15 protein-coding genes are annotated in these 20,489 nt (G+C 71.0%); 10 read left to right on the plus strand and 5 right to left on the minus strand.

Annotation, left to right across the window (positions count from 1 at the left end; translation table 11 throughout):
- Nucleotides 1-2,570, minus strand: a 2,570-nt coding sequence (locus AB0D27_RS25305; protein ID WP_362512913.1) for a hypothetical protein, incomplete at its 3' end; no start/stop codon positions are given.
- Between the two features lie 2,028 nt (nucleotides 2,571-4,598).
- On the opposite strand from AB0D27_RS25305, the gene AB0D27_RS25310 reads away from it, so the two are divergent.
- The 9 genes from AB0D27_RS25310 (at nucleotide 4,599) to AB0D27_RS25350 (ending at nucleotide 15,639) form a co-directional block, all read left to right on the plus strand.
- On the plus strand, nucleotides 4,599-7,502 hold the full coding sequence (locus tag AB0D27_RS25310) for a CRISPR-associated endonuclease Cas3'' (protein WP_362512916.1): 2,904 nt from the start codon (nucleotides 4,599-4,601) through the stop codon (nucleotides 7,500-7,502).
- A 467-nt stretch (nucleotides 7,503-7,969) separates the two neighbouring features.
- Nucleotides 7,970-9,541: a type I-E CRISPR-associated protein Cse1/CasA gene (gene casA / locus AB0D27_RS25315; protein WP_362512919.1), complete on the plus strand. Its 1,572-nt coding sequence runs from the start codon at nucleotides 7,970-7,972 to the stop codon at nucleotides 9,539-9,541.
- Nucleotides 9,528-10,121 (plus strand): type I-E CRISPR-associated protein Cse2/CasB, encoded by a 594-nt coding sequence (locus AB0D27_RS25320; protein WP_362512922.1) that lies wholly within the window; start codon nucleotides 9,528-9,530, stop codon nucleotides 10,119-10,121. The genes casA and AB0D27_RS25320 overlap by 14 nt, the downstream gene beginning before the upstream one ends.
- Entirely contained in the window at nucleotides 10,121-11,314 is a 1,194-nt protein-coding gene (gene cas7e / locus AB0D27_RS25325; RefSeq protein ID WP_362512925.1) for a type I-E CRISPR-associated protein Cas7/Cse4/CasC, read from the plus strand. Before AB0D27_RS25320 ends, cas7e begins: the two co-directional genes overlap by 1 nt.
- Nucleotides 11,311-12,102: a type I-E CRISPR-associated protein Cas5/CasD gene (gene cas5e / locus AB0D27_RS25330; protein WP_362512928.1), complete on the plus strand. Its 792-nt coding sequence runs from the start codon at nucleotides 11,311-11,313 to the stop codon at nucleotides 12,100-12,102. Before cas7e ends, cas5e begins: the two co-directional genes overlap by 4 nt.
- On the plus strand, nucleotides 12,099-12,779 hold the full coding sequence (cas6e, locus tag AB0D27_RS25335; protein WP_362512930.1) for a type I-E CRISPR-associated protein Cas6/Cse3/CasE: 681 nt from the start codon (nucleotides 12,099-12,101) through the stop codon (nucleotides 12,777-12,779). The genes cas5e and cas6e overlap by 4 nt, the downstream gene beginning before the upstream one ends.
- A gap of 53 nt (nucleotides 12,780-12,832) precedes the next feature.
- Nucleotides 12,833-14,485, plus strand: a complete 1,653-nt coding sequence (locus AB0D27_RS25340) for a Mu transposase C-terminal domain-containing protein (protein WP_362512933.1) — start codon at nucleotides 12,833-12,835, stop codon at nucleotides 14,483-14,485.
- Nucleotides 14,472-15,272: an AAA family ATPase gene (locus tag AB0D27_RS25345; protein WP_362512936.1), complete on the plus strand. Its 801-nt coding sequence runs from the start codon at nucleotides 14,472-14,474 to the stop codon at nucleotides 15,270-15,272. Before AB0D27_RS25340 ends, AB0D27_RS25345 begins: the two co-directional genes overlap by 14 nt.
- A gap of 28 nt (nucleotides 15,273-15,300) precedes the next feature.
- Entirely contained in the window at nucleotides 15,301-15,639 is a 339-nt protein-coding gene (locus AB0D27_RS25350) for a hypothetical protein (RefSeq protein ID WP_362512939.1), read from the plus strand.
- Nucleotides 15,640-15,820: 181 nt separating this feature from the next.
- Here the strand turns inward: AB0D27_RS25350 and AB0D27_RS25355 are convergent, their stop codons facing one another.
- The 4 genes from AB0D27_RS25355 to AB0D27_RS25370 all read right to left on the minus strand — a co-directional run bounded on the left by AB0D27_RS25355 (nucleotide 15,821) and on the right by AB0D27_RS25370 (nucleotide 19,220).
- Nucleotides 15,821-17,341: a UvrD-helicase domain-containing protein gene (locus AB0D27_RS25355; RefSeq protein ID WP_362513033.1), complete on the minus strand. Its 1,521-nt coding sequence runs from the start codon at nucleotides 17,339-17,341 to the stop codon at nucleotides 15,821-15,823.
- Nucleotides 17,342-17,423: 82 nt separating this feature from the next.
- Nucleotides 17,424-17,912, minus strand: coding sequence for a hypothetical protein (locus tag AB0D27_RS25360; RefSeq protein WP_362512942.1), 489 nt, complete (start codon nucleotides 17,910-17,912; stop codon nucleotides 17,424-17,426).
- A complete protein-coding gene (locus tag AB0D27_RS25365; protein ID WP_362512945.1) occupies nucleotides 17,909-18,796 on the minus strand; it encodes a DUF6083 domain-containing protein in 888 nt (295 codons plus the stop codon). The genes AB0D27_RS25360 and AB0D27_RS25365 overlap by 4 nt, the downstream gene beginning before the upstream one ends.
- Before the next feature lie 160 nt (nucleotides 18,797-18,956).
- Entirely contained in the window at nucleotides 18,957-19,220 is a 264-nt protein-coding gene (locus AB0D27_RS25370; protein ID WP_362512947.1) for a helix-turn-helix transcriptional regulator, read from the minus strand.
- Nucleotides 19,221-19,386: 166 nt separating this feature from the next.
- Between AB0D27_RS25370 and AB0D27_RS25375 the strand changes: the two genes are divergently transcribed.
- Entirely contained in the window at nucleotides 19,387-20,472 is a 1,086-nt protein-coding gene (locus tag AB0D27_RS25375; RefSeq protein WP_362512950.1) for a hypothetical protein, read from the plus strand.
- Nucleotides 20,473-20,489 lie beyond the last annotated feature (17 nt).

Below are 20,489 nucleotides of genomic sequence, written 5' to 3' on the forward strand. Positions count from 1 at the left end.
CGTCGCCGTCGCCGTCGCCGTCGCCGTCGCCGTCGCCGTCGCCGTCGCCGTCGCCGTCGCCGTCGCCGTCGCCGTCGCCGTCGCCGTCGGCGTCGCCGTCGGTGTCGCCGTCGGTGTCCTCGTCCTTCGGCCCCTGTGCGGCGGGGGCCCCCGGTGTGTCGGCGGCCGGTTCGGGGGCCTCCTGCCTGAGGCGACGGCAGGGTGGCGGGCAGCATGCGCAGTCCGGACGGGTCGGTGGTGGCGGCGAGCAGGGCCGGGAAGATGTCGCCGCTGGCATCCGCTGCCGATGCCGCTGCCGCTGCCGGCGCAGGGTTCGTGCCGGTGGCGGAGGCGGGCCGGGTGGATTCCTCGGGCTGGGGCTGGTGCACCTGGTCGGGCTCGTTGGGGACGGTTTCCCACGGGCCCTGCGCCGGGTGTGCCGGCTGCGAGGAGACCATGAGTGCGGTGGTGATCTGAAGGTAGGCGGCGTGCTGCAGGCGCTGCACTGTGATGTCGGTGCCGGCCGTATCGAGGTGCTGCGGGTCGCTGAGTGAGGTGTTGATGATTTCCGCCTCCGGGAAGTGCGCGGCGGCGGTGTGCGCCGGGGCGATGAGGGTGACGGGAAGGGTTCCGGCTTTGTCGATGAGGTCGGCGAATTCCCATGCGGTGTCCGGGTGCAGCGGCGATGCGGACAGCAGCAGGTAGGGCTGATGCTCGGTTTCGGGCAGTTGGTGAGCTTCCAGCAGCCGTTCGCTCAGGTCGCGCAGCGCGTGCTGGGCGTGGCGCATGTGCGCGATCCGTGCGGTGGGCAGCAGTTGCGGCAGGTCCTCGCCGAATCCCACCGTGACGACCTCGACGTTGCCTGCCCAGGGGCTCATCGCGTACTCCAGGGCGAGGGAGGTGCATACCTCGGTGATGTGGAGGGGATTGCCGTCCAGTAGAAGGGCGGGCAGCCGGGCGAGGTTGAGCAGTAGAAGGTCACCGCCTTGGGTGCTGCCGGCTGTGACCAGTCCCGGGTACGGTGCCGCCACGTCGCGGGCGGCCTCTTCGTCCAGCAGGGCGGCGTCGGCGGGCAGGACCCACCAGCCGGTCTTCCCCGCGACGAAGGGCGCCTGCGGCTGCTGGGCCAGGTCCTCGGGCAGTACCTCCAGGGTGCGGGCACCGATCCGCGCGGCCCGCACACCCGGCAGGACCGCAGCAGCCTCCTGCTGAGCAGCCTGGTGGGCCATGGTCCGCAGGGCTACATCCAGGCGGGCGGCGCCGCCCGGGTTCGCGGCCGCCGCCAACTGGGCCTCCGCCGGGGAGGTCTTTGCCGCGATGGCGATCTTCTCGCCCGGCTTGCGGCGGCGCCGCTGCAGCATCCGGCGCACGGCGAGAGCGCCGGTGATGGCGGCGGCCAGCAGCGCACCGGCGCCCACCACCGTGCGCAGGTTCAGCGGACCGTGCGCCGGGGCCGGCGCCGGTGCCTCGGATGCCGTCGCGGCGGGGGAGGGGGCAGCGGAGCCCGACGCCTCGGCCGACGCCGACGCCGACGCCGACGCCGACGGCGACGGCGACGGTGATGCGGTAGAGGGGGAGGCGCTGCTGGTGGGCTGCGGCGTCGCGGGAGCCGTCGCGGTGGGAGAGCCGGGGAGCTGCTCGGCGGGGTGGCTGCTCGGTGTGCTGGGAGCCGACGACTTGGGCGCGGGCGTCGTGTTCTGGTCCGGCGTCGGCGCGTCCCCTGTGCTGTCGCCCGGTGTCTGCTCGCCTCCGGGCGTCTGCTCGCCTCCGGGCGTCTGGGAGGCCGCCGGGGGAGCGGTCTCCTGGCTGCCCGCCTCGTCGCCGTCATTGCTGTCCTGCGGGGCAGCGGGCTGGGCGCCGGGCACGGTGACCTGCTGCCCCGCGTAAATCATGTCCGGGTTGGTGATCTCCGGCAGGCCGTGCGGCTGCGGTTGGCCTTGACTGGCCTCGAACAGCTCCGGCCATTCGTCGCCGTCGCCGAGCTCCTTCTCCGCGATCTTCGACAGGTAGTCGCCCGCGTGCACCGTGACGGCGTGCTCGCTCTCCTTGGACGCGGCGGGGGCGTTCTCTGCCAGCTGCGTACGGGCACCTCCGTCCGGGATGCCGCTGTTGGGCATCTGCAGCTGCCAGCCCGGCTGGAGAAAGCTGTTCGCGCGGAAGACCTGGCCGTCGGGCATGACGCGGCCCTCGTTCAGCGAGGCGATGTCCCGCCACCGCTCGCCGTCGCCCAACTCCCGTTCGGCGATGCCCCACAGGCTTTCCGCGGGCCGTATCTCGCGGACCGTGTACGACGTTGGGGACGCTGTGGAGCTCGCGGTGGACGTGGACGGTGGGGCCTGCTGGGTGGCGGCTGCCTGCGGGGCCTGGGCCTGGCCGGGAACGCGGGCCGCCGAGGTGGCCGGGGCGGCCTGGGCGTCGGAGGCCAGGGCTGAACTCGTCGGCAGCAGTACGAGAATGCTGCCGATCAGGAGAGCCGCGGCGCGCTGCGAGATGCCCATTCCTCGCGGGGCATGCCAGTGCCGGCCCCGCAACTGCGCGGTCAGCTCGCATACGGCGCAGAAGGCGAACTGCGCCCACCCGATCCACCCCACCGCGACGAGCAGCAGCAGGAATGCCCCACCGGTGTCCTGCCGGTCCAGCAGGTGAAGAAGGTCGTCACTGCTGGATGCCCAGATGACCGGGGTGAGCCAGGCGAGCAGCAGCGGCAGCCCGGCGACCGCGTGTTATATCGCGCTGGAATGTCGCGACGTTCTCTCATTTGAGTGTCACTTGATGGTCAGGGTGAACTGGGCAGTTGCTGGCCTGGCGTGACATCTAGTGAGAGATGATCTTGACAAGTCATGCGAAAACGCAGGACATTCTTGTGCCGCCCCCATAAGGGGTTTTGCCTCATTGAGGCGCTGGTCTGTGGTCTGCCGGATTGGTGGGCAAGCGCTCTGGCGCAGTCGACCCGCGGCGGTTCGACGTTGTATCTCTGCTTGCGCGGCAGGACCCTCTCCTGGCCTGTGGTCGACGCGGCCCATGCTGTCTCAGCATGCGTTGCGGAACGAACTATGGCCTATGGACTGACGTCACTGACGTGTACGGCTCATCTCCGCGTGTGCGGGAGGAACGTGGGCGGCGTCGATGATCCGGGTGATCATCTCGGGCTCATCTCCGCGTCCGCGACAGGAATTCCCCACTGGGCCCCAAGACCGGCTCATCTTCGCCTCGGCGGCAGGGAATTGAGATGGGTGGCATCGCAGAGCAAGTGGCCGACTCATATCCGCCCGTGCAGAGAAGACATGAACCACGCCCAGGCCACGGACCTGGCCGATGGCACGGCTCCGCGCGTGTGCAGGAGAAGCAACTGTCCGGCATTGCGACTTGGCTGAGCGACGGCGCATCTCCGCCTGTGCGGAAGGGACTAGATCCTGGGTCGCGAGTCCTCGATCTCGTGCGACACATGTTCGCGTGTACGGAAGGAACGGGCATCTGCGGCAGGTCCACCGAGGCGTACCACGACGCATCTTCGCGTGTGCGGCGGGAAGGGCATCCGGCGTGGCGCCATGCTGGCGGACCGCGAACCATCGCCCGCGTGCGCGGTGGGAACCTCTGATGGCTGCAGACCACTCCGTCGGTGCCGATGCGCGCAGTAATCCTTCGGCGTGCCGTGCGGTTGAGCGGCAGCTCAACTTCGTGTGTGTTGTTGGGAGGTGTCCGGTGTGATCACGATGGTCTCGCCGGGCGAAGCATCTCGGCGTGCGCGGGAGGCACGGGTGCAGCACGGGCACGATGGCCGACGCGATCGACTCAGCTCCGCGCGTGCGGGAGGAACGAGTTCGCCGTCTACGAGATCCGCCGCCTGACCGACGCATCTCCGCATGCGCGGCTGGAACGCCGTCGACAACTCGGTGTGGTGTGCCTCGTCCCGCTCGTCTCCGCGTGGGGGTAAGGGGCTCACACTTGCCTTTTCTTCCGTCTCCGCCTCAGGGCCATACCCACCGTGCGGCCGGTACCTCCCGTGCGGCGTCCTCGGCTGCCGCGTCGATCGGCACATTTCCGCTTGTGCGGAAGAGACTGATGCAGCACTCCAGGCTTGTCGAATGCGGCTGACTCAGCTCCGCGCGTGCGGAAGGGCCGATCGCGTCGGCGGTGGAGGCCCGCACGAAGGCGGGTTCAGCTCCGCGCGTGCGGAAGGGACGCCAACCCCCGGCCCGGGCTGCGCCGCTGGGTCGGCTCAGCTCCGCGCGTGCAGAAGGGACCCTCAGCGAGCTGCGACAATGTGTCGGCTTTGCCGAGTTGTGATGTGCAGGTGCGGTTGTTCACCGGTTCGCTTGCGTCTGTGCGGAGTGCGGCAGATCCGGGTAACGAGTCTGTCCTGCCTGGCCTTTGCCGGTGTGGTGGGTTTTCCGGGAGTACTGGCAGCCGGGTGGGGTGATGCTGGTGAGTCTCTTCGGTGGGTGCGGAACCTGAGCGCGGCGTCACGGCGTCGGGGAGCCTGCCCGGGGCGCGGGAGCTGGATGCATGGTCGCTCTGTGGTTCACACAAGTGGGCGGTACGCGGCGGGAGATGGGGCGTGGCTGGTGCTGTTCGGGTATAGGGAGCCCGTTCGGTTGCCGACCGGTGGGAGAGCGGGCGTGGGCGTGGTGGAGGAGGGCCGGCTCGGCGGGCTGGACCTGTGCCTGTGGGGGAAATATTGCAAACGGCACGGGGCGATCTACCCGGTGCTGTTTCACATGCTGGATGTGGCGGCCTTGGCGGGGGAGTTGTGGGACCGGCTGCTCGTCGCGTCGCAGCGCGCGGCGATCGCTGAGGGACTCGGCGTGAGTGAAGCGCAGGCTCGTTGTCTGGTGATGTTCTTCGCGGGCTTGCACGATGTGGGCAAGGTGAGCCGTTTCCAGGCGTGCGAGCCCGTCCCGTGGGCACGGGTGGGGGATGCGCTGCGGGCGGATACGCACGGCTGGCGGCTGATGCGGCACGAACGAGCCTCCATGCACGCTCTGCTGGGGCTCCTTGCCGAAATGGGCTACGAACTGTCGGGTGACGGCAGCCCGGCGGTGCGGGTGGCGCAGATCGCTGGCGGCCACCACGGCCGCTACCCGCAGGTCGATGTGTATGGCGCGGCAAGCCCGCAGCGGGTGCGGCGAGACCTGGGCGGACGGCTGTGGCAGGAGCTGCGCCGCCAGTATGCGGACCAACTGCGTCATCTGACCGGTGCTCAGGCGGTGCCGTGCCGGGTATCGGTGACGGCATCGGTACTGGTGACCGGGCTGGTGATGGTGGCGGACCGGCTGGCCAGCCAGCAGCGGGTGTGGCTGCCGCGGGCGCTGATGCCCGCCTACGGGGCGGCCGAGCACTTCTCCTGGGCGCGCTGGATGGCCAGACAGGCAGTGGAGCAGTCGCAACTGTCCCGGGTACAGCTGCCACGGCTGCCGTTCACCGCCGCTCACCCGCACCTGCCCGGACCGAACGCTCTTCAGGCATCCGTGATGCGGCAACTGCCGCCACTGGCCCGCACGAAGGGGCCCGGCATCCTGCTGGTCACCGACGGTACCGGCGCGGGCAAGACGGCGACCGCGCTGCAGGCGGCGCAGATCCTGAACGACGCCTGCAGCACCCAGGGCATCTGCTACCTGCTGCCCACCACGGCGACAGCCGACGCCGCCTACGACACGCTGCGCGCCTATGTGAGCGCCCACCGCCCCACGGCAGCGGTCCTGACGCTGGTGCACAACCACAGCTGGCAGAACGCTGCCTACACCGACCAGGCCCTGGCCCCCGGTGACGCTGCCACCTGCACCGGTGACGACCCGCACGAGGACGAGGACGCCTGGGACGAGGACAGTGCCGTCCTGCCCGACGAAGAGGACGGCGGGGGAGGCCGACGGTGGGTGCCCGATGGCTGGCTGCGCGGCTGGGACCGCGCGCTGCTGGCCCAGTTCACCGTGGCCACCGTGGACCAGGCCCTGATGGCGGCACTGCCGGTGCGCTACAACGCCCTGCGCATGCTGGCCCTGTCCGGGCGGTGCGTGATCGTCGACGAGGCGCACGCACTGACCACGTTCAGCCAGCGCATCCTGCAACGGCTGCTGCACTGGCTCGGAGCCCTGGGTACCCCGGTGGTAGTGCTCTCGGCGACTCTGCCCGGCCATGTGGCGGCAGAGCTGGTGTACTCCTACCTGGCCGGAGCCGGACACAAGCGATCCGAGCTGCGCTCCCGCCCCTTCACCGTGCCCTACCCCGGCTGGCTGTTCGCCGATGCCTCCACCGCCCATGCTGCCGTCATCGACGAGAGCCCCCGCGCAGCGCATACCGCTGCCCAGCGCCGCACCCTGCAGGTGCGGATCCGCCCGGTGCGCTACCGGCGTCTGGGCGATCATCCCCGCCGCGTGACGACGGGGGAGCGGCTGGCCCGCATCACCGCCGAGATCAGCCCCGTGGCACAGCTGGGCGGATGCGCCGTGGTGGGCTGCGCCACCGTCGCCGACGCCCAGGACACCTACCTTCACCTGCGCCACACACTGAACTGGCCCGACGGCCCCAAGGATGTGGTGCTGCTGCACGCCCGCTTCCCCGGCCGTCAACTCGAGCAGGCCCTGTCCCGGGTACGCGCCCAGCTCGGCCCCAACGGACCGCGCCCCGACCGGCTGGTGGTGGTCACCACCAGCCTGCTGGAGATGAGCCTGAACATCGACGCCGACATCCTGGTCAGCGACCTCACCTCACTGGCCCGGCTCATCCAGCGCGCAGGCCGGCTGTGGCGTTTTGAACAGGCGTGGCAGCAGGAACGGCCCCCCGGCGTCCCTGAGCGGCCCGCCTGGATCCAAGCACGAGGCGCCCGGCTGACCGTGCTGCACCCCGTCGACGCGGACCGCCGCACCATACTGCCCGGAGCCTGGGCCTGGGCCGACACCCCGTACCTGCAGCACGCCACCGCCCACCTGCTCACACGCCCCGACCTGCACCGGATCACCCTGCCCGAACAGGCCCAGCACCTGGTCGAACTCATCCACCAGTCCGGGCAGCCCGCCTCCTGGTCACCCGAGTTGGCCACCCTTTACGACCAGCAGCAGGCCGCCGACCGGGCCGAGGAACACGCCAGCACCATCCACCTCATCCCGCCGCACGACCGTGTCGCTTCCCTGGCCGACCTGCACCGCCAGCAGCTGACCGCCGCCGAGGCCGCCACCCGCCCGCACGATCGCCCTCGTCGCGTGCTCGCCTGCTACCGCCACCCCGGCGGTCCGGTCACCCTCGACCCGGCTGGCCGCCACCCGCTGCCCCAGGGCCCCAGCCTGCGCCCTGCCGACGTCCGGGCCGTCCTCCAGCACACCCTGCCCGTCCCCGCTACCTGGGTCGCCGCCCGCACCCGCCATCACCAAGGCCCCGACGCCTGGCAGCAGCACCCCCTGCTCGCCGACCTCGTCCTCCTCCCGCACGATACGGCCTGCCCGCAACCCGTACGGTTCAGCCGCCACCAGCTGCATGTGGACGATGAACTCGGCCTGATCCACGACGAGCTGCAGCCCGTCCCGCGATAGGACACCAGTCCACCCGCCGGGGGCACCCTGATGCCTCATCCGCCCCGCGGGCCCGGCGCCGCGGCAGACCGCCCGACACCGGCCCCACCACCGCAGCCTCCCCAAGACCGGAGCCCCCGGCGCGTGCCGGCCTTCCGGGGGCGTACACGGCCCTCTGCGCGCGCCCCGGCCCGCACGCCAGGCTTTCATCGCACTAGTTCGCAGGGACTGTACGACGGCTCGCCGCGGATGCTTTCCTTGATCCACGTCACGGTGCGTATCGCCCGTCACGGTTCGTGTCCCCTGCCGTCTCTGCGACGCCGTCCGCCGCCTCCCGTCTCAGGGCACCCCGCTCGGGCCGGCCTGGGCGGGGCGTGCTCTGACGCCGATTCCCGCTCACCCCAACCTCGTTGAGGCCTGAGCATGCCGCTCACGCCCCGTCGCTACCTGGCCTGCCCACGCGGCCATGTAAGAAGGGGAGTTCCTCCATGCCGCCGCCGAGTTATCCCATCGACAGCCGCGCCTGCATTCCGGTCCGCTGCGGCACCCGCACCGAATACGTCGGCCTGCGCACACTGCTGGTGAACGCGCACCGCATCGACGACCTGGCCCTGCCCCTGCCACCGGCGCAGTCCGCCCTGTATCGGAACCTCGCGCCGATCTGTGCCCGCATCACCGGCCTCGACGACCCGGAGATGCCGCTCGGCGCGTGGCTGGAGCACCGCAAGGCCCTGCTTAACCGCACGGACGGCTTCCCGGCCCAGCAGGTGCACGCCTACTTCGACACCGACAAATATGTCTTCGATTTGTTCCACCCCCACCGGCCGTGGCTGCAGGACGCGGCCCTCGCCGCACAGTGCCCCAAGCGCAGCGGAATCAACGCCCTCGTCTACGGCCGCCCGGCCGGCCGCAACCTGGCCTGGTTCAACGGCGAACACACCGACACCGACCCGCAGCCGCTGCCCACCCGGGAGGCGCTGTGGCACCTACTGGCCCACCACTCCTACGGGCCTGCCGGCCGCTGCAGGGTTCGCAAGGCCGGCTCCCTCAGCAGCGGCCAGGCCCAGGCCGGCCCACTGCGCTCCACCGTCTCCTTCCACCCCCACGGCAGCACGCTGTACGAGACTTTGCTGCTGCACCAGATCCCCTACCGCGGCGACGGCCAAGACCCAGACGCTGACAAGTGCCCCTGGGAAGAGCCCCACGCCCCCGACCCCGTGCGGGTGCCGCCGGAAGTGACCTGGCCGGGACGGCTGTTGACCGGCCGCTCCCTGCACGCGGCGCTGCTGATCCCCGACGCAGACGGCGAGCACGTCACCGACACCCACCTGACGTGGGCCACCCAGCACCCCAAACTCCCGGCCACAGACCCCTACCTCGTCTACGACCTCGACCCCGCTGCCCCGGCCGACCGCCGCCGCAGGCCGCGCCGCGCAGATGCCGACCGCGCCGTGTGGCGCGATCTGGACGCCCTGCTGCTGGCCGGCGACGAACACCGCCCCGGCTGCCGGCCCGAGGCCTTCACCACCCTCAACAGCCTGCCCGAATCGGTACGTGCCCGGCTGCGGGTGCGGGTGTGCGGCTTCGACCAGGACGGCAAGGTCAACAACCGGATCTGGTACACCGCGCTCACCCCGCCGATCTGGGTGTGGGCCCAGGAACACGATGCGGCCAAGGCCACCCGGATTGCCCACTGCCGCCTCGCCGCCGAGAGCCTCGCAGGCACCCTGCACAAGGCGGCCGGCCGCGCCTGGAAGGAAACCACCGGCCGCAGCCGTGGACAGGACAGCGGCGGCCTGTGGGCCCGGCAGGCGCTCGCCGGGTACTGGCCGCGGGCCGAGCGCGCCTTCTGGCAGCTGATCGACGACGAGCGGTCCGCGCGCGGGGTGTTCGCCGCCGAGGCCATCCGCGCCCTCCACCAGGCCACCGCCCCAGCCCTCAACCACTTCCACAAGGCCGGGCCCGCCCTGGCCCGCGCCGTGCAGGCCCTGCGGGCCGCCGGCGCACCCCCCAGCGACACCCGACGGCAGCCAGCAGGAGGCGCGCATGCCCAGCCGTGACGAACGCCGCCGCCACTACGACGACTTCGTCGCCCACGTCCGCAGCCTGTGCCGCACCCCGCGCATCCGCCAATTACTGGAGGAAGGCCGGGGCCGCCCTGTCATTCAATGCCCCGACCTGGACAAATACCTTGCCAAACCCTCCAGGGGCTTCGGCGCCCAGCGTGCCCACTACACGATCGCCTCCCTGATCGCCATGGAGCGCCCCGCGCCGGACTGGACTCTGACATCCCAGCCGGCCGCCCCGGAGGAACCCGGCACCACAGCCACCGCGTGGGAGGCGGCCGACTGGGCGGACCGCCCCAACCTCGGTGACACCCTCGCCCGGACCGCCTGCGCCCGCCCGCATGCTGCCTCCGGCCTGGAACGCGACCTGCACTTGATGGGCCGCCTGTCCGCCGACCAGCTGCACCGGCGCCTGCCCCACGTCATCGGGCACCTGCTGAAACTCGGCGCAGCGTGCGACTTCGCCGTGCTGCTGGACGACCTCGCCCAGTGGAACTGGGCCCGCTTCCAGGTCACCAGCGACTGGCGCAACGCCTTCTACCTGAACGTGCCCGATCCCCTTCTGGAGCCGTGATGTACGACCGCTACCTCGACCTGCACGCCGTTCAGCACTACACCCCGTCCTGCCTCAACCGCGGCGAATACAACGAGCCCAAAACCCTCACCATCGGCAACGCCCTGCGGGCCACCGTCTCCTCCCAGAACCAGAAACGGAACTGGCGCCTGGAACTGGAGGCCGAACTGGACGAGCCCTCCGCCCGGACCCGCATGCTCCCGCCCCGCGTGGCGGCCGCGCTGCGCGAGGCCGGCTGGCCCGACGACCTCGCCCACTTCGCCGCCGGACAGATCGCCCGCTCCGCCATCCCCAAGGGCCTGGACACCAACCCGAAGGAAGGCCACCGCACCCAGGCCATGCTCCTCGTCGCCGCCGAGTCCATCGTCGAGGACCTGACCGCCGTGTGCATCCGCCACCGCACCGCCCTCGAGAAGGGCCTGGCCCGCCTTGCCGCGCCCGCAAAGGAGAAGAGCGCCGACAGCTCCGACTCAGGCAAGAAGCCCACCGTGCCCGCGGCCGTCCTGCCTGCTAGCGAGGTGGCCGCCCACCTGACCCGTCGCACCGCCACCATCAACCTCTTCGGCCGCATGCTCGCCGGACTGGGCGACGCCGAGGTATCCGGAGCCGTACAGGTCGCTCCGGCCTTCACCACGCATACAAGTGACTTGCAGCCGGACTTCTTCACCGCCGTCGAGGACTGGCCCGCCTCCGGAGACCGGGGCAGCGCCCACCTGGACACCGCCTTTTTGACCACCGGCGCCTTCTACCGGTTCACCACCGTCAACCTCACCGACCTGACCCGCAACCTCGGCGGCGACCACGACCAAGTCCTCCACCTCATCCGCCTGTTCACCCGCGCGTTCATCATGACCGTGCCCCCGGCCAAGAAGACCTCCACCGCCCCGCACACCGTGCCCGACCTCGTGGCCTACGCCGTACGCGACCGCCGCCCCGTCACCTACGCGGGCGCCTTCGAACAGCCCGTCAAAGCCGCCCCCAACGGCGGCTACCTCGCCCCCACCTACCGCGCCCTCGACGCCCACGCTCACACCCTCACCCGGCTGATCGGCACCCGCCACCTCATCGGCCACGGATACGCCACCGCCCAGAACGAGGACGCCGAACACCTTGGCCAACGCCACGACGGCTTCGACACCCTCATCGACACCGCCCTCCACGACGCCGCCACACTGGCCCCGGCCGCAGCATGAGTGGCCTGCTGCTCCGCCTGGCCGGCCCGCTGGCCTCCTACGGCACCAGCGCCGCCTTCCACGACCGCGACACCGCCCCGCACCCCACCCGCTCCGCCCTGACCGGCATGTTCGCCGCCAGCGCCGGACGCGAACGCCCCCAGGCCCTCGAGCCCTTCGACGACCTGCCCAACGCACCCTGCTACCAGGACCTGACCTTCACCGTGCGCATCGACCGGCCCGGCACCCCGCACACCGACTTCCACACCGTCGGTGGCGGCTACCCCCGGGAGCAGCAGCTGCGCACCAGCAGCGGCACCCGCCGCCCACCCGCCGAATCCACTCTCGTCTCCCACCGCCACTACCTCGCCGACGCCGTCTTCACCATCGCCGTCACCGGCCCTGCCCCGCTCGTCGAACGCATCGCCGAACATCTCGAACACCCCCACCGGGCCCCCTACCTAGGGCGCCGCGCCTGCGTTCCCACCGAACCCCTCGTCCTGACCGCGCCCGTGCCCGACCCCGTGGCCGAACTGCACCACCGCGTCCCGCTCAGCCTCAACCGTCCACCCCGCCCCGGACAGGACACCGTCCCCATCGACTTCATCTGGGAACATCCGCCGCCCGACGCCGCCGCGACCACCGCCCAGTACGAACTCGCCGACATCCCCGAGGACTTCACCTCCGGCCAGCACCGCCACCACGTACGCGCCCTGTGGCGCACCACCCAGCACCTGCCCGCTGACCTCTATGCCGGCCCCCACCCCCTGGACAAGCTCGCCGCCTACATGCACCCGGAGACCACATGACCGCCACCGCAACCCGCACCGCGACCCTCACCCGTATCCGCCTCAACCCGGCCAGCCGGGCCGTACGCCGCGATCTGTCCGACCGCATCCAACTCCACAAGACCCTCATGCGCCTTGCGCCCGGCCTCTGCGGTCCTCACCCGCGCCGCGACGCCGGCCTGCTCTTCCGCCTCGACACGGACGCACGCCAGCCCACCCTCCTCGTCCAGACCACCAACCCACCCGACCTCACCGGGCTGCCCGCCCACTACGGCACCGCCGAGACCCGCGACCTCACCCCGGTCCTTGACGCCCTGTGCCCCGGCCTGAGGGTGCGCTACCGCATCACCGCCAGCCCCGTCACCCACGCACCCGGCCAGCCCTACGGCCGCAGCCCCGACGGCAAGGTGCTGCGCGAGCGGGGCACGCCCACCGCCCTGCACGGACCCCATGCCCTGGCCTGGTGGCAGCGGCGCGCCGCTGGCGCCGGCCTCGCAGTCGAAGAGGCCACCCTCACGCCGCGCGTCTTCGAACGCCCCCCGCTCTCCAAGCGGCCCCCAGGCCTGCATCACTCACTGATCCAGTTCGACGGGCTCGCCCGTGTCACCGACGCGCACCTGCTGGCCGTCTCCGTGTGCCGCGGCATCGGCCGCGCCCAGTCCTATGGAGCCGGCCTGCTCAGCCTCGCCCCCGCCTGACCCCAGCCCTACCAGGCTGCTTCCAAGCCCCATCTCCGGAAGGAAGCCACTCCTTGGCGTCCTCCTCCTACCTGCGCGACGTCGGCCTACGCCGGGCGGCCGTCAGCCGGCTCATGTTCCTCGCCCACGCAAACAGCCTCACTGCCGACCACATCCGCACGGTCGCCGAGACCTTCGACGTCCACCCGCGCACAGTGCGCCGCTGGATCGACAATGCCAACCAGCACGACGGCCGCTACACCGTCCAACGCCGCACCCGCTTGACCCTCACCCAGGAGATGCGCGATGCCGTCGCCCGCTGGTGCGGCAACATCGCCGCCGCCCACCGCGAACTCCTCAAGGAAAACCGCCTGGGCAGCAAACCCCCCTCCTACGCCACCTTCCACCGCGCCGTCACAGACCACTACACCCCCGGATTCCTCGCCGGGCTGCGCGGCGGTGAACAAGAACGCCGCACATTCGACGTCCACCACACACGCGACCCCGGACACCGCAACGAGGCCTGGGAAGCCGACCACGTCGAAGCCAGCGTCTGGGTCAACGTCCGCGGCCACCGCCGCAAACCCTGGATCACCTGGTTCATCGACTGCGCCTGCGACGCCATCTGCGGCCTATGCATCTCCGCCCAATTCCCCAGCCAGGAAAACGTCCTCGTCGCCATCCGCGCCGCCCTGCAACGCGGCGGAGAATACGGCCCCTTCGGCGGCCTGCCCGGGCTCATACGCATCGACGGCGGCAAGGACTTCCTGTGCAAGAGCGTCGAAGCCGCCCTGGGCGTCTTCAGCGTCCGCCGCGTCGACCTGCCCCCCAGACACCCCGAACTCAAAGGCACCGTCGAAGCCCTCAACGGCGCCATCAAGAAAATGCTGTTCCCCAGCCTCCCCGGCTACACCGAAGCCCCCCGCACCAGCCGCAGCAAACGCATCGACCCCGACGAACACCTCCTGACCTACGAGGCGTTCGTCCGGATCGTCCTGGAGTGGGTCCACTACTGGAACTACGAACACGTCCTGTCCAAGCAGAAACGCACCCCCTACCAGCTATGGAGCGAAGACCTCACCCCCATCTACGACCCCGACCCCGCCGACCTGCACACCTTCACCCTCAAACTCCACGACAAGCCGCTGACCATCAATGCCGACGGGGTTCACTGGGGACCGCGCCGCTACCTCGCCCCCTTCATGCAGGGCCGCGCCGGTGACAAGGTCCTCGTGCGCTACATGCCCCACCACCACCGCGAAGTCGAGCTCTACAACGCCAAGGACGAGACCTACCTGGGCCCGGCCACTCTCCAAAACGCCGCCACCGACGAGCAGAAGCGGGAGGTACGGCGTGCTGCCGCCCGGCAGGCCAGCCGCCTGAGCGCCGCCCTGGACCGAGCCGAACGCCAGCGCCGGGAACGCTTCGAAGCCGACATCACCCCCACCACACCCCGTCCCGTCAGCGACCTGACCAGCGACCAGGCCGAGGAACTCCTGCGCGGCCACCAACGCGAGGACCTCGCCCGCGAGGCCCGCCCCGATCTCACCCCGCTGCCCGAACCCTCCGCCTCCTGGCAGGACGGCGACACCACGCCACCCCCCGACAGCACGGCCGCCGACCCGCCCGGCACCATCCACCCGCCGCTGCCCGACCCCTCCCCGTCCTGGTACCAGCCCGGACAGGACCCTGCCCCCACGAAGGAGAGCCCCGATGACCACGACTGACACCAGGCCCCCCATCGACCACTACCTCGGCCTCACCGGCGCCCGGCTCATGCCCACCACCGCCTCACGCCTCACCCAACGGCACCTGAGAATGGCCATCCGCGCCAAAGCCATGATCTGCATCCACGGCGACGTCGGCCTGGGCAAGACCCTCGCCGTCAACACCAACCTGCGCGACGTCGCCCCGCAGAACACGGTCTGGCTCGAATGCCGCAAGGGAGCCACCCTCACCACCCTGTGCGACGCTCTATTCCGCGTACTGGACGTGCCCGGCGAAGCCCCCACCCAGGTCGATGACTACGACGCTGTGCTGCGACCCGTTCTCTCCGCCCAGCCGCGCGTGCTCGTCTGCGACGAGGCTCAGGGCCTGTCCAAGCAGGCACTGGACTACCTGCGCACCCTGTGGGACGACAAGCGCAACCAGCTCACCCTCGTCTTCGTCGGCGGGGAAAACTGCCTCCAGCGCATCCGCAGCCGTCCCGCCCTGGCCTCCCGGATGGCCCTCTTCCAGCAGTACCAGCCGCTCACCCCCGACGAAGTCCTGTCCACCCTGCCCGAGTACCACGCTCTGTGGCACGACGTCCCACCACCCGACCTCCTCTGGGTCAACGACCTCGTCTGCCACGGCAACTTCCGCAACTGGGCCAAGGTCACCTTCCACATCCAGGACGCACTCGAAGAAGACTCCAACATGGCCTGGTTCAGCCGCGACACCATCCGCATGGTCCTCAGCTACCTCGACAGCACCGTCCGCAGCCAACCCGGCGCCCTCCCCGGCTACCTCTAACCCCCCGCACCCGCAAAGGAAGTCCCGCATGAGCACACCCGCTCCCGCCCGCCCCACGGAATCCGGCTGGTACCTCGATCACACCAGCACAGCAGACGGCCGCTTCATCATCGTCATCACCGATCACCAGGCCACCGTTCTCGCTCACCGTTCCGTCACTCGCCTCACGCCGCAGGACCTGACCGCCACGCTTGCAGACGCTTGCGCCTCCCACCCGCCACCCCACCAGCTCACCGTCGACCACAGCCCCCTGTACGACGTGCTTCAGCAGATCTGCGACCAGCGGGGCATCACCCTCACCCGCCCAGCGCTCGGCACAGTCCATATGAAGGGCCCTGCTGAACAGGCCCTGAGCCGCCTGACGTAGCGGGCCCTGCAGCCCTGACCCGCCCCGTGGCAGGTCGTGTGACCCGCATCGCCATGCCGTGGCCGACGGGGCCTATCCGCCTGGGCAGGCCGGATGGGCCCAGTCCCTGACACCGCTCAGACCAGCGGCTTGGAGTGCTGGGCCGGGCACGCTGTCGGTGACGGTGCAGCGCCCGTGACGGTCAAGCATCGCCTGGAGCTTCGTGCCGCACCGCCGGTGCAGATGCTTCATCCCTCACCCCCTGGCAAGGCCAAGGGTGGTCGTTGATCCAGTTCAGGCCGCCGAGGTCGAGGTGTCGGCGGGCGCGGGTGACGGCGACGTACGCGAGGCGGGCGTCGGTGTCGCTGACGGGTTCCGGAACGGGGCGTCCCTGGTCGTCGTGTTGGTCGGTGTCCCTGGGCGGTGGGAAGTCGTTGCCGATTTGGACGGTGGGCCATTCGCGGCCTTTGGCGGTGTGGGCGGTGGAGACGGTCACATCGGCGTGGGCCTCGTCGGAGAGTTGGTCGACGGCGGTGAGGATGGCGTCGGGGCCGTGGGTGTCGACGAGGTCGACGAAGGGCTGCAGGTCACGACCGGCAGGATCGTAGAGGGCGTAGTCCTGCACTTCGCCCCAGGAGGGGAAGAGGACGAGTTCGGGGTGGGTGGTGCGGCGGCCGTCTTTGAGGTCGCGGGCCGCGAGGGCCAGCGCAGCGAGCTGCTGTCCGCCCCGGGTGAGGGCGACGCGGTGGCCGGCGGCGAGCAGGCGCATGACTTCGGCCATGGCGCCGATGTTGGTGCGGCACAGCACCGCGTCCGGCCGGTCGAGGCTGCCGACTTCGGTCGCGATGGTGTCGGTCCCGGTCAGACGGATGGGCGCGTCGGCGAGCGTGAGCCAGCGGTTGGCCTCTTCGGCGATCGGGGGGCCGAAGCGGAAGGAGCGGGTCAGGGTGAGGGGAGTGGCGTCGAAGCCGGTCATCACGTCCCGGGCGCCGCGCCAGCCGTAGATGGCCTGGGCGGAGTCGCCGACCATGACGAGCTGGGCGTGGCCGCGCTGGGCGGCGAAGACCTCTTCGAGGACCGGGTTGGTGTCCTGGGCCTCGTCGAGGAAGAGGAAGTCGGCTTCGATCCTGGGCTCGGTGAGGGCCCACATTTTCAGGTAGTGGTCGTGTTCGAAGCGGACCACGCCCCGCTCGGGATTGTGCAGGTCGGCCCAGGCTTTGAGGGCGAACGGCAGGACCTGGTGGGAGAGTTGGGCGTGCCCGGTGGGTGTGTCGAGGCCGCGCAGGCGCGGCACGTGGTGGCGGGCCAGGGTGCGGTCGGCGGAATAGCAGTAGTGGGTCACGGTGCGCAGCACGGAGTGGGAGAGCGCCCGGGGGCTGATCTCGTGATCGCCGATGTGGACCGGCCGGGTGATGCCGAGCGCCTGGCCGGTCTTCCATGCGGGCTGGCGGGGGCTGTTGAGGCGGCTCGTGAAGCGGTGGCCGACGGTGGCGTAGGCCGTGGCATGGGCGGTCTTGCACCGCACCGTGCGCGGGAAGCGGGTGGCGGCATTCCGGGCGATGTCCTTGTTGAAGGCGAGGTAGCGGCCGCGGCGGCGGGTGCTGTCGGCGAGCAGGCCGAGCGTGCTGGTCTTCCCCGTCCCGGCGCCGGCCTGCAGGACGAGATGGTGACCGGCCCGGAAGGCATCGACGGCATGGGCCTGTTCGTTGGTGGGCGTGTGCAACAAGGGCTCCGATGAAAAGAATCGAGGAACGGAAGGCGGGGTCTGCAACCGCTGTGCCGGGGGTGTTGCGGGGGAGGAGGAGTTACGACGCTGTGCGGGTGGGCTGGTGCTGACGGCCGTACAGGAGGCCGGCGACGCAGGCCAGTACTTCGTCGGGCGTGTGGTGGGCGAGCAGGCTCTCAAGACGGTCCTCCAGCTGCCGGGCGTGTTCCTGTTCCTCCCGGGTGAGGGCCGCGGTCACGCGCCGGCGGAGCACGTCCTGGGGCCGCTGTCCCACGACAGCCGCGTCCCGGCGCAGTGCCCTGTCGGCTGTGTGGCCGAGGGCGATGTTGAGCAGGATCTGACCGTGCCGGTTGGGGTAGCGCGTGCTCAGGACGTCGATGGGCAGCAGCGCGTCCAGCCGGCGCCGCAGTGCATGCAGGGCGCCGCCGGGGCTGCGCGCGCCATGGACCGCCATCAGCCGGGTACGGTCCGCGTTCGCGGCCAGGGGCACGCCGCAGCGCGCATGCCGGAGTTCGCCGGGGGCCGCGGGTCTGGTCAGGGTGATCTCGACGGCGTGGTGCGGCGTCACGGCCGGGCCCCCTGCCGAGCGCGGCCCGTAGACCCGGGGCGCCGGGCGGGGGCGGGCAGGCGGGCGTGGATGTGCTCGTGGTGGCGCAGCGGGTCGAAGGGCTCCCACTCGGCCACCGCCAGGTCGGCGGCCGTGGGCGAGGCTGCGTGCTGCGGGCAGCGCTGGGCGCGCCAGCGCAGCTGCTCGGCGTAGGGAACGCGGCTGAGGTCGTAGACCGCCATGACCTCAGCGGGCAGGGCCAGTTGACCGCTCATCGCGGTGGCGGGCATCAGCATCCAGGTGCCGCCGGGGGCATCGGGGGCCAGCAGTGGGCTGGTGCAGCGGTGGCGGCGCCGGGTCTGGGCGACACACTGGATCTCATCCACCGGCCGGGCAGCGAGGTAGCGGACGTACAGCAGCTGCACGATGGGCCGGGCCGGACGGCAGACGGACGGCTGGGGCGCCGGGCTCTTTGGCGAGTCCGGGGGAGGGGTGAAGACGCCTGCGTCGATCAGGCGGCGGGAACGCACGGCCAGCGACCGGCGCAGCCCGGCCAGCTCGCGGGGGGACGGGGGAGTGTCCCGGGCGGGACAGACGACGGCGTGCGGCAGACGGCACCAGCTGCTGCCGTCCCCGGCCGGGTGGGCGACACCGGAGCTGACGTGCCAGCGGCAGGCGACGGGCACCCTGGCGGCCGGCAGTTCGTGCGGATGGAGGCGTACCGGCCGGCGGTTGCTGCGGTGGTACCACTCGATCCGGTTGCCGCACTCGCGGCACCGGTCGCTCTGGCCGCAGCGCAGCAGCCGGCTGACGCCGTCGGGGGTGACCTGCAGGGAACGGCGCGTGCGGTGGGCGAGGGCCGGGCTGCCGTCCCAGTGGCGGGAGCCGGGAGGTGTGGAGCGCATGCGCGTGAACCTGCCAGCCAACACGCCGCATCCGGGGCGGCGCTGCCGCCGGATCCCCCGCTTGGCCGCATGCAGTGGAACTGGAGCGCGAATGGACGGTCGCGTGTTCGAGGCGGTCTCGCCGGTTCGGGTGATCCGTGGCGGCCGCTCGGGCGGGGTGTCAGTCTTCGCCGGACCCCGATAGGTCGTGTCTGCGGCACAGGGTGCTGAAGAGCTCGTCGAGCGGGGTGTCCAGGGCGTGGGCGAGGGCGTGCCAGGTCTTCAGGGTGCCGATGGTGCGGCCCTGCTCGATCTCGATGACGGTGCGTCTGGCCAGGCCGCTGCGGGCGGCGAGCTCGTCGTAGGTCCACCGGCGCACGGCCCGCAGACGCGCGAGTTCCAACCGCAGCGCGTCGAGGTCCGGATCGGGCGGCAAGATCGTCACCCGTCCATCCGACGGTGCAGACCCCTGCCCTGTCAGTGCAGACCTCTGCCCTATTTTCCCAGGTGGCAGCGGCCATCGGAGGGCAGAGGTCTGCACTACGGTGGGCGGTCGCCCCCCACCACCAAGGACGAGACCAGCGCGGAAGCAACCGGAGGAACACGCGCCCATGAGGCTGCGCACAGCATGTCCGGCGACACCACGCGCCTGGACCGTAGAACTGCGCTCGCACCCCAGCGGGCTCGTCCTCGTATGCCAGCACTGCCCCCACGGCACCACACCCATCACCGCAGCCTCCGCTCGCTCAGCCGCCCTCGCCCACCTCGCACGACACGCGCGCGGCGACCTCCGTCCCCCGCACCTGCGGATCTGCCAATGCCACGAACGCGGCTGCCGCTGGCACTCCCGCCACCGCGGCTGCACCGGCCCCATCCGCCTCCTCCTCGCATGCGAACACGGCGGACGGCTATGGCGACTCGTCGACGCCTGCAGCGCCTGCGCCGCAGCGACAGCACAGGCCGCCGTCGTACCCGACACCGCCCTCGCCCGCGCACCCCAGCAGCCGACAGCCGCTCGGCGACGCGGCAGACGCCGCCCCAAGGGCCCGGGTGAACGGGTCCGGGTACGCGAAATGCTCAGCTACCTCGCCACCGCACTCCCGGGGGACACCTCGGCCGCCGCACACCTGCTGGCGCTGCAGTGCGCGCTCCGCATGAACACCAGAATGCAAGTCCGGCTGCCCAAGGGTGTGTTGCGCAGCCTCCGCCTCAACACCACCTCGGCTCCGTGGCGCGAGTTGGAGCACGCGCGATGGCTGCGTCCAACCCCTGGGAACGCAGCCAACGAGATCACCGCTGAACTACTCGATGTCACACTGCTCAGCCAAGCCTCAGCCTGCCCCGACCGACGGCGTGCCGCGGACTGGGCACTGCGCGCCGGCTCCTCCTCTGCAACAGGGGCAGCCGAGCCGTTGCCCCGACTGGCAGGCGTGTACCTTGCGGCGCACACGGACCCGGAATCCGGCAGTGGCCTGGGCGAGCTCGACCAGATGGCGCGCGCCTGCGGTGCCCAGCCCGCGGAACTGCTCAGCACGCTTGACCAGTTGGCGGCAACAGGACTGCTGGGGTCATGGCAGGCCTGCCCGGACTCGGGAGATCTGCAGTGGACCCTCGCACGCGGCACGGGAATCCGCGTCGGCGATCCCCGGCGGGAAACGGTCCGAGGAAACGTGCGGGGGATGGGTCGGCGCCTCTGAATAAGAGGCCCTAACAG

It is taken from the genome of Streptomyces sp. NPDC048415 (assembly GCF_040651675.1).
Lineage (GTDB): Bacteria > Actinomycetota > Actinomycetes > Streptomycetales > Streptomycetaceae > Streptomyces.

What these genes read in the sequence shown, in the direction of transcription:
- AB0D27_RS25320 (WP_362512922.1), top strand. Translation starts at nt 9,528, where the DNA reads ATGCCCAGCCGTGACGAACGCCGCCGCCACTACGACGACTTCGTCGCC.
- AB0D27_RS25345 (WP_362512936.1), top strand. Translation starts at nt 14,472, where the DNA reads ATGACCACGACTGACACCAGGCCCCCCATCGACCACTACCTCGGCCTC.
- casA (WP_362512919.1), top strand. Translation starts at nt 7,970, where the DNA reads ATGCCGCCGCCGAGTTATCCCATCGACAGCCGCGCCTGCATTCCGGTC.
- cas7e (WP_362512925.1), top strand. Translation starts at nt 10,121, where the DNA reads ATGTACGACCGCTACCTCGACCTGCACGCCGTTCAGCACTACACCCCG.
- AB0D27_RS25375 (WP_362512950.1), top strand. Translation starts at nt 19,387, where the DNA reads ATGAGGCTGCGCACAGCATGTCCGGCGACACCACGCGCCTGGACCGTA.
- AB0D27_RS25350 (WP_362512939.1), top strand. Translation starts at nt 15,301, where the DNA reads ATGAGCACACCCGCTCCCGCCCGCCCCACGGAATCCGGCTGGTACCTC.
- AB0D27_RS25365 (WP_362512945.1), bottom strand. Translation starts at nt 18,796, where the DNA reads ATGCGCTCCACACCTCCCGGCTCCCGCCACTGGGACGGCAGCCCGGCC.
- cas6e (WP_362512930.1), top strand. Translation starts at nt 12,099, where the DNA reads ATGACCGCCACCGCAACCCGCACCGCGACCCTCACCCGTATCCGCCTC.
- cas5e (WP_362512928.1), top strand. Translation starts at nt 11,311, where the DNA reads ATGAGTGGCCTGCTGCTCCGCCTGGCCGGCCCGCTGGCCTCCTACGGC.